The following is a 12,818-nucleotide window of genomic DNA, read 5'->3' on the forward strand; positions in this document are numbered from 1 at the left end:
TCGGAGGATAATCATGGACACAAATTTACTGATATTAATTTTAATTGTTGCCTTAGCTCTAATTTTTGACTTTATTAATGGGTTCCACGATACAGCTAATGCAATTGCTACATCGCTGTCGACCAAAGCTTTAACACCGCGTGTTGCGATCCTTTATGCAGCTACTCTCAACTTCATCGGTGCGATTTTGTTCTCCGGTGTTGCTAAGACGATCGGGGGATCAATCGCAGATCCATTTAAAGTCGAGAATGGTACCTTCATCATTATTGCGACGTTGATCTCAGCGATTCTATGGAATTTACTTACATGGTATTTTGGTATTCCATCTTCCTCTTCTCACACTTTGATCGGTTCCCTTGCGGGTGCGGTTATTGCTGGAGCAGGATGGGCTTCAGTAAACTTCGATGGCTTTAAGAAGATTATCTTAATCTTGCTCCTATCGCCGATTGTTGCTTTTGCTGCTGGTTATCTCGTCATGACGATCTTGAAATATATTATCATTTGGACAGGTAACTCGTCCCGCACACGAATGAATCGCGTGTTCCGTACGTTCCAGATTATTTCTGCCGGCCTATTGTCATTCTCACATGGTGGTAATGACGCACAAAAAGCTATGGGTATTATCGTATTCGGTCTCGTATCGGCTGGATATGCAACTGATCTAGAGGTACCGCTATGGGTTAAAATCTCGGCAGGTCTTGCAATCGGTCTAGGTACATCAGTAGGTGGTTGGAGAATTATTAAGACCGTTTCCAACAAGCTGATTAAGATCGAACCCATTAACGGCTTCGCATCTGACTTAACATCATTCGCTGTTATTCAGACTTCAACATTGCTACACATGCCACTTTCTACAACACAAGTTATTACATCCTCCATTATCGGTACAGGAAGTGTTATTCGCTTCCATGAAGTGAAATGGGCAACGGTTATCCGTATGATTATGACTTGGTTAATTACGATCCCAATCTCTATGATCGTTGCGTTTATCATTTACAAACTTCTTTTCGGCTGGATGTAGATAAAAAAGCCCCTCAAGCGTTCCTACAGCGGAACATTTGAGGGGCTTTTTTTATTGGCTAGCATCTAACTTTCTTAATCCAAGAAGTAGGCTAAGCTTTGAAGTTCTGTTGTAAAGTCCGCGTTATGTACACGGATCGTTGAAGGTACTTTAATATTAATCGGCGCAAAATTAAGTATCGCTTCAATTCCAGCAGCAACGAACATATTTGCTACATTCTGTGCTTCATGAGCAGGTACCGTAATGATGCCGATGCGAATCTCGTGTTCTTTAACAGAAGCATCAAGCGCTTCCATTGGCTGTACAGGTAGGTTGTTAATCTCACTACCCACTTTGTCAGGGGAAGCATCAAATACAGCTACAATTTTCATTGTATCTTTTAGGAATGCATTATAATTGCATAGGGCGCGGCCTAAGTTACCTGCCCCAACTAAGCCAACTGCAATATGGCGATCAAGCTTTAGAATTTGGCGAATTTTTTCAATTAAGAAAAGAACATCATAACCAATGCCTTTCTTACCGAATTCCCCGAAATACGCTAAATCTTTACGGATTTGAGCAGGATTTAGATCAAGCTTCTGTCCCAAATCATGAGAGGATACGGTTAATACATTATTTTTCGCAAGTTCGCTTAAAAAACGCAAGTAGATCGGTAGTCTGCGAACGACTGCATCCGAAATTTTCATTACTGATTTCATTAGATATTTTCTCCCATCCATTGTTGAATTCTCGGCACAATCTGGGACGTAGACATCGACTCAATTTTAGGGCCAGGCAAAGAATACAGGAAGTTTCTTCCATACTGTGTATCGATAACTCGTGTATCATAGATGATCACGATTCCTTTATCGCTAGAGGTACGAATCAATCGACCAAAACCTTGTTTGAAACGAATGACCGCCTGCGGCACAGAAAATTTCATAAATGGGTTTTTATTTTGCTTCTTCAAGTTTTCGCATTTTGCCTCTACCACTGGATGACTAGGGGGTTGGAATGGCAGCCTAACGATCGCTAAGCTAGTTAACGCGTCGCCAGGAATGTCAACTCCTTCCCAGAATGAGCTTGTACCGAGTAGAACATTTGCTTTGCCTTCTTGAAACAGACGAGTGAGTTTACTCCGATTACCGCTATCCACACCTTGTCCGAGGACACCGATACCGTGAGTTTTAAGCAACTCTTTTAATTCACCATGTACTTGTTTAAGCATTCGATTCGATGTAAACAAAACAAGCATACGCCCATTTGTCGCTACTGCGACTTCAGCTAATGAGTGAACAAGCTTTTCTGTAAACAAAGCTTCCCCTGCCCGACCTTTAATAGCTGGAAAATCACGCGGTACACATACAAGCGCCTGCTGGCGATATTGAAAGGGTGAAGGAAGTTGAACCGTTTTCAACACATCCTCCCCCACATCAGGAGAAAATCCCAATTGCTCACTTACATACTGGAAAGACTTATCAACCGTTAAAGTTGCAGAAGTCATTACAATACTTTCTTTCTTCTCAAAAAGATTTTCTTGCAGCAGCTTACTCACATCTGTTGGCACACAATTCAGAAGAACGGAACTTTTCTTAGCAAACAAGCCTGCTTCTAACCAGTATACCGAATTTTTGTCTTTTTGGTGCATGAAAAATCGTACATTTTCGCGACAATGTCCAAGATCTTTGATGCAACCATTCATATCGGTTAGAAATCCTTGCAAATCATATTCATCTTCGTGTTCTTTAAAATCATTCATCAGCTTCTCAGCACTTTTAATGAGCTGACCTAGCTCTTGATACACGTTGTCCTCCAGCGGCATGAGCTCTGCCCATTCTTGCGGCAATTCCTCTTGCTTAATCCGAAGTACATATTGCCCTAATTCACTTTGTCCAGGGTCACTGGAACCTGTGGAGACCACTTCATATAGTTTATCACATAGAACGTCCCAATGCTCTCTTACTGCCATCACATGCTCGTACATGCGATCTAATGTCTGACACCACAGCTCTGCACGATCATCACCTTGATGCTTACCAAGCTTGCTTCGTAACGTGGCAAAATGACCACTTCGAGCATCCTTGTACATCCACTGCAGACTGTTCATTAATGTCAAGTAATGAAGTTCTTTACCCAAATGACGACTTGCAACTTCTTCCAAGTGGTGCGATTCATCAACAATCAATTGTTCATAAGTCGGTAAAATCCGATGTTCCGCATTCAAATCGGTAAATAACATCGAATGATTCGTAATTAACAAATCAGCCGTATTCGCTTCATTTCGTGCTCGATGATAGAAACACTTACGGAACCATGGACATTGGCGATTCAAACAAGAATCCGCATCGCTGGATACCGAATGCCAGAAGTAGGTGCCGCGACCTGTTAGATGTAGCTCTTCTTCATCACCTGTCTGTGTATCTCCAAGCCATACGACCATTTGAGCTGCCGTTAGGGAATCTTCCTTTGCTTGCTCCCAGTCGGCTGCATTCACGCGACCTTCAAACTTACGCAAACATAGGTAATGACTGCGACCTTTCAACACACCCGCATCAAAAGGTAAATCAAACAAATTATACAACATCGGAATATCTCGAGCACGCAATTGTTCTTGCAAATTAATGGTATGTGTAGAAACTACAATTTTCTTCTCATTCTTTATCCCATAGTAAAGCGACGGAATCAAGTACCCCATCGATTTCCCAGTTCCTGTACCCGCTTCAATCATAAGATGACGATCTTTATCTAAGGAAGCATACACCTCTTGGATCATCGTTTCTTGCGCTTCGCGAACTTCAAATCCAAGCTTGTCCTTCATCTTTTCCTTTAACTGTTCAAAAAATGCTTCGAATGTATCTGGAAGTGTGCTGACATCTCGCTCAACCTTCTCTTGGTCTGACCAATCCGCAACACTCATCGCAAAGCCGCGGTAGTATTGCTGGCTGTTCGGATCAATCTCTGCCTGCATTTCACGGTTTGCCCGAATATCACTGAAGAACCAGCCTAAATCATTGGAATTGTATCCTTCAAAAAGAGCATGTAATCTTTGAATCGTAATAAGTGGTAATTCATCTAATCGTTCTAAGCAGCGCAGCAGTAGTTCCGCTGTCGCTTCAGCATCGCTATCTGCCTGATGAGGACGATCATGCTTAATTTGAAACGAATTGCTCGCGAGCGACAATTGATAAGAAGTTAAGGACGGAAACAATATTTTGAGCAGCTCAATCGTATCGAGAACACGACCTGAGAATGGGAAATATCCTGCTTTACTTAAGCTGCGTTGTAAAAAGCCGAAATCGAAGGATACATTATGCGCAACGAGCACACAATCATACAGCTTCGGATACATCTCTCCCATAATATCGGAGATATCAGGTGCATCTGCTACCATCTCTTCGGTAATACCAGTTAATTCCGTAATAGAAGAAGGTATACTGCACCCCGGTTTAACGAGGGAAGTATACCTGTCAATAATGCAATCTTTATCTATAATAACGAGTCCAACCTGGATAATTTCATCTTCTGTCGTGCTCCCGGTTGTTTCAAAGTCAATGACTGCGAATTTCATTGTTACGTATTCAATCCCTTCTTCTTGCTTCCTTTAGCATAACAGATTAGCCACCATTTAGGAATGCGAACAGGGAAAGTTACGAATCGAGACTCATGACTTTGGGATCATTGCGATATGCTTTTTTGAAAAACTCATAAGCTTGGTCTTCATTGCATTTTTCATATTGAATACAGCCCATGATATTGTACGAAATAGCCTTCATGGTCGCATTGTCTGTGAGCGGCGCTAACAGTTGAAAATGATGATTCGCCTCCGCTATGTTGCCACTACGAAGCTGTCCCATTGCCAAATAGGCACGACCTAATTGAAAATCTGGTTCTTTCTGCAATAAACGCTCGAAGTGCTTAATTGCTTCATCGTACATACACAATTTGTAGTAACCTTGTGCTTTGCGGAATTGCTCCGTTTGCTTGATGGACATGTCAATATCAGACAAAAGGGGCTTATTCCCCGTAGGTTGAGGCTGCACATACGAAGCTGCTGGTGCTGCATAAGCTGCTGCTGGTGCAGGCTGTTGTGCCATTGTCGGTTCCTTTGTCGGTTCCTTTGGTGTGTTCTCACTTACTTCCGTAGGAACACTCCGCAGCTTTTCTTCAAAAGCAAGCCAGTCCTCAATAAACTCATCACTCATCGTTTTGAGTACGCTGATCTGTTCATCTAAGTGCTTTTTCTGAGAACCAGCGGCATTCGGATATTTCTCCGCGATTTCATCGAGCACTTCGTTCATCGTGGCAAACAAATGTTTGAACATATGCATCCCGCCTTCGAAAGAATACATTCATTGTTTGTTTACATCACGCTTTTCATGCGGCATTTACTTAGGAAAAATCGTGGAATGTGCTTCTTCATCAAGCAAACTATCTACGATGTTTCCCTCACCCATAAACGCTACTTTTGGCTTGTGTTCACGTGCTTGTTCATCCGATAACATACAATATGAAATAATAATGACCTTATCACCCGGTTGAACTAAACGCGCTGCTGCGCCATTCAGACAGATCACACCTGATCCGCGTGGCCCTGGAATGATGTAAGTTTCCAGACGCGCTCCATTATTGTTGTTAACAATTTGCACTTTCTCATTAGGAAGCATGTCCACCAGATCAAGTAAATCTTCATCAATTGTAATCGAGCCAATATAGTTTAAATTTGCCTCTGTCACCGTTGCACGATGAATCTTGGCTTTCATCATTGTTCTAAACATGACATCAATTCCCCTTAATCGAAATAATTACGTTATCAATGAGCCTTGTTGCTCCAAATTTCACAGCAAGAGCGATGATCAGACTTTCTGATTCTTGGTCATCAAGACGTTCAACTGTCTCAAGTGCAGGATAGCTCAGCACTTCAACATAGTCGATCTCAGCAAGCGGTGATGCCGAGATCTGGTTCGTAATCCGCTCACGAATATCGGATACAAGGTTTGGTGCATCTGTTATTAGCCACTGCTTCGTTTCCATCAAAGTACGAGATAATACAAGCGCTTCATTGCGCTGCTCGCTACTCAGGTAGACGTTACGAGAGCTCATAGCAAGCCCGTCTTCTTCACGTAGAATCGGACAAGGTACGATCTCAACTGGCATATTGAGGTCATTCACCATCTGTGTAATGACAGCAACTTGCTGGGCATCTTTCATACCAAAGTAAGCCTTATCCGGTTGTACAATATTGAACAATTTCGATACCACTAATGTTACTCCTGCAAAATGTCCTGGGCGCGACGCACCGCATAATTTCGTTGTAATATCGCTCACGATGACTTCTGTCTTCGAAGGACGCGGATAGATCTCTTCCACTTGCGGGAAAAATACAATGTCAGCCCCAGCTTCCTTCGCAATCGCTAAGTCACGCTCTTCGTTGCGCGGATATTTATCAAAGTCCTCATTCGGACCGAATTGTGTAGGATTTACAAAAATACTTAGTACAACAATTTGGCATTCTTCACGTGCTTTGTGCAAAAGGGATGCATGACCGGCATGTAAAAACCCCATTGTGGGTACAAATCCAACAAGCGCATCAAACGGTCTTTTCTTAAGTTCCGATCGTAATTCGCTTATCGTACGAATAACTTTCATTTCTCATCCGACTCCTATCTATATTAAGCGATTATTCGTTGTCGCTGCCGTACAGCTTTTGCGCTAATTCTTGATCCATTTGGAATCCGTGTGCTTCAGTCGGGAAGCTGCGATCCTTCACTTCTTTCACAAATTCCGCGATTCCATTTTGAATCGTCTCACCGATGTTCGCGTAAGTTTTCACGAAGCGCTTCGGATGACTTGGCGGGCCATATTGCAAAATATCATGGTACACAAGTACTTGACCATCACATGTTGGGCCTGCACCGATACCGATCGTTGGAATCGTTAATTGATCCGTAATCCAAGCCGCTAATTCCTCCGTAACAAGTTCAAGCACGATTGCGAATGCACCTGCTGCTTCAATTGCCTTCGCATCTGCAAGCATTTTCTGTGCTTGATCCGAGTTCTTACCTTGTACCTTGAAGCCACCAATTTGGTGAATGGATTGTGGGGTCAATCCAAGGTGACCCATAACAGGAATCCCTGCACTTGTCAGTGCTTGTACGGCTGGTGCAATCTCAGCTCCACCCTCCATCTTAACCGCTTTCGCTAAGCCCTCTTGCATGATGCGAGCCGCGTTGCGAAGGGTTTGATCAATCGATCCATGATAAGTCAAGAATGGCATATCCGTTACGACGAATGTCGTTTTGACTGCACGTACAACGGAGCGAGTATGGTAGATCATGTCTTCCAAAGTTACAGGGACTGTTGAGTCATAACCAAGTACGACATTCCCTAGAGAATCCCCGACCAGAATAATGTCTGTACCTGCTTGTTCAACGAGGTAAGCGGAAGGAAAATCATATGCGGTTACGACAGTGATCGGCTCACCGTCCTGCTTCATTTTCAAAATTTTAGATGTTGTAATCGGTCTGCGAACTGCTGTTGTCATTACATTACCTACTTTCGATTGAATGTGACAGCATGAAGTAGATGTTGGGGAGCAACAAAAAGTATGGCTACTTACGTAGAAAAGAGTGCTTCCAGTCGCTGTTGAAATCGTGACTCTTGGATTTTATTCTATGGTAATTTCACGATTTCAAAGGCGAACGCTTCGCTCTTCCAACACTCTTTTCTACTCCATTGCACTTTTTGTTGCTCCGTAGGAGAAAATAAAAAAGCCTAATAGCATGAGCTAATAGGCCTTCAACGTCAAAAGAATCATATGATCCTTTCTGTCTCGGTCCTTACGGCTCAGAGCAGAATCCAACATACTACTTATACAATTTCCATTAGGGTTGTTACACAAACATGAAAATAATGCTGTTGTAAGTGCAATTCCGCATGCGGATATCGCCTCACAGCATTATTATATCAAGATTGAGTGAGAGTGTCATCCTTTTTTCCATATAACTCCACGTCTCCGGAAAAAATACACAATTGCTCACCTGTACTAGATACAATACGCAGTCCACCTGACTCATCAATACCTGATGCAATCCCTTCCACGATGCCATCGCGAGGGGTATGTATTTGAATCGGTCGATGCAGAGTCACAGAAAGTGCTTCCCATAGGGCGCGAATTGTCGCAAATCCTTCTTGATGATATAGCTTATACAACTGCTCAAGCTCCTGAAGGAATGAAGCGATCAGCGTTTCACGATAGACTTGCTCACCCGAAGCAATAGCTAGTGACGTTGCAATATCAAGCAGTTCAGGTGGATAGTCCTCCTCGCCCAAGTTCGCAGATATGCCCACTCCGCAGATCACATGCTTGATCCGTTCATCTTCAGCACTCGACTCAAGCAATATTCCGCATACCTTCTTGCCATTAATGAGCAAGTCATTGGGCCATTTGATCCCGATGTCTACTTTGCATTCCCGACGAATGGTCCGACATAGCGCTACTGCGGTGAGCAGTGTTAACTGCGGGGCAAAATGAATCGGGATTTGCGGTTTGAGCACCACACTCATCCAAATTCCCTTCCCTTTAGGGGAATACCACTTTCGCCCCATGCGACCGCGACCAGCCGTTTGCGATTCTGCGATCACAATCGTGCCTTCCGGCGCACCTTCGGCAACTTTTTGCTTCGCAATCGTTTGGGTCGAATCCACTTCATCATAGTAATGAATACTTCTGCCCATCGACTCGGTCTCAAGTTTGCCAAGTAAAGTAGGAATGTCTAATTTCGCAGGCACTTGAACAAGGCGGTATCCCTTGCGTGAAGATGCCTCAAACACATAGCCTTGTGCGCGAAGGGAACGAATCCCCTTCCACACAGCAGTACGAGAGCAGCCAAGCTGCTTGCTGAGGTCTTCACCGGATACGAACGCACCTATATTTTTCTCGAAAATTTGTAAAATCGTATCTAACAACGTTATTCACTCTTTTCCTTAAGCTCAACTAATGCAGCTTCGATAAGCTGAGCTCGGCTATTAGATAACTTGCCCACAGCAACTCGGTTCAATAGTTCGTGTAACAATTGACCAACCCACGGTCCGCCTTTCATTCCCGCGGCTTGCATTAAATCGCTGCCTGTAATTGCAAGCTCAGATACCATCGTGCAAGGCATCTCAGTAAGCCACTGGTTGCCACTAGCGAGTATCAAATCACATGCATCGGTATGCAAAAATGTTAGGAGGCGGGAAGTGGAAAGATCCGCAGCCGTTTCGGGTACCGTGGATGAGCTTACAGCTCCATCCACGGTCGGCACGGGCTGCGCAGGCGCGCTCTCGCGCGGTGGCGCAGCTTGCATGTCCGATGGCGCACTCGGCGCCGCCATCGCCGCCCCCGCGGCGCGGCGAAGCACGGCGATGGCAGCCAGCCATCGCTGCGCAGCCTTCGCGCCGTAGCGAACCGCGGCGAGCTTCACCGTCGCCGCGAGAGCCACCTCGCTTGCCGGCTCTGCCAGGCAAGCGGTAGCAACGAAGTCGTCGTGCAATGCGACGACGGCGACTACCTCTTCGCCGGCTGCGCGGGCGAAGGTGAGCTGCCGCAGCGCATGGCGTGCGGCAGCAGGTCCCTCCTCCGTCAACAGGAGGAGGAGGGACCACCGCGCGCTGACATCGGCCAGCGCGGTGAGGTTCGCTAGCGCACCTGCGGATAGCTTGGTGCGCCACGCGGTGGCTACAGGCAGGCCGAGGTCCTGCCTGAAATACGCCAACAGCTCGCTATCCAGCAAGAGCTGCAAGCCTCTCTCCGGTGACTCCCCCCCGACCAATCGCTCTAGCTCCGCACGCACACGCTCCATCGCAATGTGCTTGAGCAGCGGTGCTTGCGTGCATAACGCCTCCCAAGTCTCATCCTCGATTTGCATCTGATATCCTGCAGCAAATCGTACACATCGCAGTAAACGCAGTGCATCCTCGCCGAATCGCTCCATCGGATTTCCAACACAGCGCAGAATTGCCGCTTCCAAATCCTGTTGCCCACCGAATGGATCAATGATCTGACCCTCTAATCCGAGTGCCATGGCATTCATCGTAAAATCTCGGCGCTGCAAATCCTCTTCTAAGTTCGTTACATACTGAACGTCAGTCGGTCTGCGAAAATCCACATATGCCGTTTCTGTCCGAAATGTCGTCACTTCGAAGGGTTGCTTGTCGATCAGCACCGTTACCGTCCCATGCTGCAAGCCCGTCGGTACCGTCCGTTCAAAGCAAGCAATTACTTCTTCAGGCTTCGCTGAAGTCGCAATATCAATATCCTTGACTGGTTTGCCAAGACATGCATCACGAATACAGCCCCCGACAAAGTAAGCCTCATAGCCACTGGCATGAAGCTGTGCAAGCACCTGCCTGCCCGCTTTTTCCGTAACACCTAGATTCCAAGCTTGCATCCTATTCACAACCTTACTTCGATTCCATCTTCATTATTTGCTATATTCACATGCTCCGGGATCTAACAAACGCAGCTCCGGTGGCATTGTACGTCCTAATGTTCGATAATAAATCTCTTCATATTGCAGCGTAATATAATCATTACAGAACGTGTGACGAGCGCGGTATAGACAAGCCTCACTCACACGTTTATACAGTGCCTCATCTGTAAGTAAACGAATCGCGTACTGCGCCATCGCTTCCGTATCTCCAATAGAAGCTAAGTAGCCTGTGTCTCCATGTGTTATAAGCTCTGGAATACCACCTGCATTCGAACCGATTGTCGGAACACCACATGCCATCGCCTCAAGCGCAACGAGACCAAAACTCTCTTTCTCTGAAGGTAACAACATCACATCAGCTAATGAAATAACCTCTGCAACATCATCTTGTTTACCGCAGAATATAACGCGGTCACCGATCCCCAGTTCCTTAACCCGACTATGAACTCTAGACAAATCGGGACCTTCCCCTACGAACATTAACTTACTCTTCACATGCTGCTGAACTTTTGCAAAAATTTCAACCACATCCATAACCCTTTTCACAGGTCGGAAGTTCGATATATGTATCAGCAGTTTCTCATCAGGCTCTACGAAATTTTTACGCAGCTCACTAACTTCGCGCGGGTAGTACACCCTTTTGTCCACAAAGTTATACGCAAGATCGATATCACGATTAATGGCAAGTGAATCTCTCGTTTCACGGATCAAATCCGCAGATACAGCGGTTACCGCATCACTCTTATTAATCGCAAAACGAATTAAATCCGAGATCGAATGATCCTGTGCAAGTACCGTAATATCGGTACCGTGCAGTGTCGTCACGACTTTAAGCTGATCGCCAACCATCTGCTTTGCTAGAATTGCACATACTGCATGCGGAATTGCATAGTGCACATGTAGTAAATCCAGATTTTGCATCTGTGCAACTTGTGCCAGCTTACTAGCCAATGACAAGTCATACGGCGGGTATTTAAACACATGATAATCCGATACTTCTACTTCATGATAAAAAATGTTTTTATCAAATTTGCCTAAGCGAAACGGCAAGCTATGTGTAATAAAATGCACTTCATGCCCTTTTTCAGCGAGCAGTTTACCAAGTTCAGTTGCTACTACACCTGATCCTCCTAGTGTCGGATAGCACGTAATTCCGATTTTCAAAAATTGACTCATTATTATCCTTCTCTCTTCAATCCGAAGTAATCTAGAAACAGCGGCTGCTTCGTTACAAAACCTTCGGCAAATCGAACTCCACCTTTTTGACCTAGCAAGTAATCTCTTGCTTCTACCCGCTCCATATAACTCTGATTCAGCGGCGTAGCGACATAATCATTGCTTGAGCCAGCAGGATTGAATTGTGTCTGATATGCGCGTAGAGAGTCCAACTTTTGCTCATAAAATGCTGTAACATCTGTCAATACATCTGCTTCGTGCACATCATTAATAAAATAAAAATACACTTGTGAAACAAGGTGTGCGTCCATGTCAGGTAGGTATTTACGAAGTTTCGCATTGAATAATGCTTCTTGTACAATACGGGAGCACATCACATGATCAGGGTGACGATCTTCCCAATACGGCGCAAATAAAATAGATGGACGATGCTTCCGAATTTCTCTTGTCACGGCTTCAATATGATCAGGGATGAGCTGTAAACCTCGATCTGGAAGCCCTAGATTGGACCGCATATGAAGATGTAGCACTTTAGAAGCAGCATTTGCTTCTTGAATGCGCGACTCCACCGTTCCATTGGAAGACATCTCCGCGTAAGTTAAATCACACATACCGACTTTGTAACCAGCGGCTGTGTGCTTGGCTATGGTTCCACCCATACCGATTTCTGCATCGTCTGGGTGAGCACCAAAAATCAATATATCTAAATGATCATCCATTACATCTCACCCGGTTTATACGTATTATCTAACGCTCTCCAACCCATATCTCCGTGCTCAATTGCTTTAATTACAATTTCAGCTGATGCCAAATTGGTTGCAACCGGAATCCCTATCACATCGCAAAGACGCAAAAGTGCAATAATATCGGGTTCATGCGGTTGTGCCATTAGTGGATCACGCAAGAAAATGATCGCATCCATCTTATTTTCCGCAACTAAAGCACCGATTTGTTGATCTCCGCCAAGTGGCCCTGAGTTAAATCGGTGTACGCTTAGTGATGTATTCTCCATAATCCGAGTACCTGTTGTACCTGTACCGTATAACGTATGATTAGCAAGTACGTTCTCATAGGCAATTGTAAAATCAACCATCTCTTCTTTCTTTCGGTCATGAGCAATTAGTGCAATATTCATCAGAATTTCCTCCTGTGATAACGATCTGAATTGTTGA

The 12,818-nt window shown here is 44.8% G+C and carries 12 protein-coding genes; 1 reads left to right on the plus strand and 11 read right to left on the minus strand.

Annotated elements, in window-relative coordinates; genetic code table 11:
• Positions 1-13 precede the first annotated feature (13 nt).
• Positions 14-1,021: an inorganic phosphate transporter gene (locus NV379_RS06195; RefSeq protein ID WP_258206420.1), complete on the plus strand. Its 1,008-nt coding sequence runs from the start codon at positions 14-16 to the stop codon at positions 1,019-1,021.
• Positions 1,022-1,095: 74 nt separating this feature from the next.
• On the opposite strand, the gene NV379_RS06200 is transcribed toward NV379_RS06195, so the two are convergent.
• The 11 genes from NV379_RS06200 to mgsA all read right to left on the minus strand — a co-directional run bounded on the left by NV379_RS06200 (position 1,096) and on the right by mgsA (position 12,781).
• A complete protein-coding gene (locus NV379_RS06200; protein WP_258206421.1) occupies positions 1,096-1,719 on the minus strand; it encodes a redox-sensing transcriptional repressor Rex in 624 nt (207 codons plus the stop codon).
• Positions 1,719-4,568 (minus strand): ATP-dependent DNA helicase DinG, encoded by a 2,850-nt coding sequence (gene dinG / locus NV379_RS06205; RefSeq protein WP_258206422.1) that lies wholly within the window; start codon positions 4,566-4,568, stop codon positions 1,719-1,721. Before dinG ends, NV379_RS06200 begins: the two co-directional genes overlap by 1 nt.
• A gap of 79 nt (positions 4,569-4,647) precedes the next feature.
• A complete protein-coding gene (locus NV379_RS06210; RefSeq protein ID WP_258206423.1) occupies positions 4,648-5,349 on the minus strand; it encodes a tetratricopeptide repeat protein in 702 nt (233 codons plus the stop codon).
• Between the two features lie 36 nt (positions 5,350-5,385).
• Positions 5,386-5,775, minus strand: a complete 390-nt coding sequence (gene panD, locus NV379_RS06215) for an aspartate 1-decarboxylase (protein ID WP_258206424.1) — start codon at positions 5,773-5,775, stop codon at positions 5,386-5,388.
• 4 nt (positions 5,776-5,779) lie between these two features.
• Positions 5,780-6,646 (minus strand): pantoate--beta-alanine ligase, encoded by an 867-nt coding sequence (gene panC, locus NV379_RS06220; protein ID WP_258206425.1) that lies wholly within the window; start codon positions 6,644-6,646, stop codon positions 5,780-5,782.
• A 31-nt stretch (positions 6,647-6,677) separates the two neighbouring features.
• Positions 6,678-7,541 carry a 3-methyl-2-oxobutanoate hydroxymethyltransferase gene (panB, locus tag NV379_RS06225; RefSeq protein ID WP_258206426.1) on the minus strand — a complete coding sequence of 288 codons (864 nt, stop codon included), beginning with the start codon at positions 7,539-7,541 and terminating at the stop codon, positions 6,678-6,680.
• Between the two features lie 422 nt (positions 7,542-7,963).
• Entirely contained in the window at positions 7,964-8,965 is a 1,002-nt protein-coding gene (locus NV379_RS06230; protein WP_258206427.1) for a biotin--[acetyl-CoA-carboxylase] ligase, read from the minus strand.
• A gap of 2 nt (positions 8,966-8,967) precedes the next feature.
• Positions 8,968-10,428 carry a CCA tRNA nucleotidyltransferase gene (locus NV379_RS06235; RefSeq protein ID WP_258206428.1) on the minus strand — a complete coding sequence of 487 codons (1,461 nt, stop codon included), beginning with the start codon at positions 10,426-10,428 and terminating at the stop codon, positions 8,968-8,970.
• Between the two features lie 33 nt (positions 10,429-10,461).
• The gene (gene bshA, locus NV379_RS06240; RefSeq protein ID WP_258206429.1) at positions 10,462-11,646 is read right to left on the minus strand and encodes an N-acetyl-alpha-D-glucosaminyl L-malate synthase BshA; all 1,185 of its coding nucleotides are present in this window, start codon (positions 11,644-11,646) and stop codon (positions 10,462-10,464) included.
• A 2-nt stretch (positions 11,647-11,648) separates the two neighbouring features.
• Positions 11,649-12,365 carry a bacillithiol biosynthesis deacetylase BshB1 gene (bshB1, locus tag NV379_RS06245; RefSeq protein WP_258206430.1) on the minus strand — a complete coding sequence of 239 codons (717 nt, stop codon included), beginning with the start codon at positions 12,363-12,365 and terminating at the stop codon, positions 11,649-11,651.
• Positions 12,365-12,781, minus strand: a complete 417-nt coding sequence (mgsA, locus tag NV379_RS06250) for a methylglyoxal synthase (protein ID WP_258206431.1) — start codon at positions 12,779-12,781, stop codon at positions 12,365-12,367. The genes bshB1 and mgsA overlap by 1 nt, the downstream gene beginning before the upstream one ends.
• Positions 12,782-12,818: the final 37 nt, after the last annotated feature.

It is taken from the genome of Paenibacillus radicibacter (assembly GCF_024721995.1).
Classification (GTDB): domain Bacteria; phylum Bacillota; class Bacilli; order Paenibacillales; family NBRC-103111; genus Paenibacillus_AM; species Paenibacillus_AM radicibacter.